This window comes from Stutzerimonas stutzeri, assembly GCF_024448935.1.
Classification (GTDB): Bacteria; Pseudomonadota; Gammaproteobacteria; order Pseudomonadales; family Pseudomonadaceae; genus Stutzerimonas; species Stutzerimonas stutzeri_AO.
In genome coordinates, this window is the sequence record NZ_JAMOIE010000214.1 from 1 (window position 1) to 1666 (window position 1666).

At 62.4% G+C, this 1666-nt stretch carries 1 protein-coding gene and 1 pseudogene; both read left to right on the forward strand.

Annotated elements, in window-relative coordinates; translation table 11 throughout:
* A pseudogene (locus tag NA637_RS24895) lies at window positions 1-775 on the forward strand (ISNCY family transposase); the annotation flags it as partial.
* A gap of 2 nt (window positions 776-777) precedes the next feature.
* The coding region (locus tag NA637_RS24900) for a DUF4338 domain-containing protein (RefSeq protein ID WP_256075230.1) at window positions 778-1666 on the forward strand (889 nt) is incomplete at its 3' end.

Here is a 1666-nt window from a genome sequence, read left to right on the forward strand (position 1 = left end):
GCAGGACGGCCACCAGAAGCAGGACTGCGAGAACGCCGCCGCCAAGCGCTGGATCAGCCAACACGCCAGCCGTTTTCAGGGCCATCGGGTCACCCTGTTGGGGGATGATCTCTACAGCCGCCAACCCCTGTGTGAACAGGTCCTGGCCGCCGGCTGGAACTTCCTCTTCGTGTGCAAGCCAGCGTCCCACAAAACGCTGTATGAGTGGCTTGAGGGGCTGGAGACAACCGGCGCGGTACACACCCTGACGCGGCAGCGGCGCCAGGGCAAACGCACAGAACGGGACAACTACCGCTTCGCCAGCCAACTGCCTCTGCGCGAGGGTAAGGAGGCACTTGAGGTCAATTGGTGTGAGCTGACCACCACCGACGAGAACGGCAAGCTGCTCTACCGCAACGCCTTTGTCAGCAATCACCCCATCGACGCCAGCAACGTCGAGGCCATGGTGCAGGCCGGGCGGGCGCGATGGAAGGTGGAGAACGAGAACAACAATACTCTCAAGACCAAAGGCTATCACCTGAGCCACAACTTCGGTCACGGCAAACACCACCTGTCCGCCACCCTGGCCACCCTGAACCTGCTGGCCTTCCTGTTGCACACCCTGCTCGATCGCATGGACAGCAAATACCAACTGATCCGCGCCAAGCTGCCCAGCCGCAAGATGTTCTTCCAACATATTCAGGCACTGACCTGCTACCACTGCTTCGAGAGCTTTGACGCCCTGCTCGATTTCATGATGAAGGGCTGGAAGCTCACACCCCCGGACACCAGCTAACCATGAACGCTCGCCTCCCTGCCTTTTGTGGGCAATCGCTCGATACCGCACAACTTGAACTGATCCGCCGCTGTGTCGTCAGCTATCCCGGATTGAGCCAGGAGGAGTTGGCGGCTACCTTGTGCGAATGGATGGATTGGTGCCGTCCCAACGGTCGCCTGAAAACCCGCGAATGCCGTGACCTGTTGCAACGATTGCAGGCGCAGGGGTTGATCAGCTTACCCGCCCCGCGCGCGGGCAGGCCGCCGGGCACCACCACCAGGATTGTGCGCACCGCGCAGGGCGAACCCCAGGCACCCCTGCAAGGGAATCTGGCCGACGTGCAGCCCATTCGCCTGCGGCGGGTCGAACAATCAGCCGAGCAACACCCATGGCGGGAACTGATCGAGCGCTACCACTACCTGGGCTACCGCACCGCGTATGGCGCTTCGTTGCGCTACCTGATCGAAACCTCACACCGAGAGCCTGCCGTGCTGGGGTGCTTGCAGTTCTCCTCACCCGCCTGGCGCATGAAGGCCCGGGATGTCTGGATTGGCTGGGACGATGCCAGCCGCCGAGCGAATCTCCACCGGCTGATCAACAACAGTCGTTTCCTGCTCCTGCCCTGGGTGCGGATCCCCAATCTGGCCAGCCATGTCCTGGCGCTGGCAGTGCGCGCCGTCACCCGGGATTGGGAGCAACAGTACGGCGTCCGCCCCTGGTTGGTTGAAACCCTGGTGGACACTCAGCGCTTCAGTGGTCACTGTTACCGTGCCGCCAACTGGCTGGACGTCGGTTTGACTACAGGCCGTGGCAGACAGGACAGTCGCCATCAACGCCACGGCGCGTCCCCTAAGCGGATCCTGCTCTATCCCCTGCGCACCGATGCATGCCAGCGGCTGTGCAAAAGGT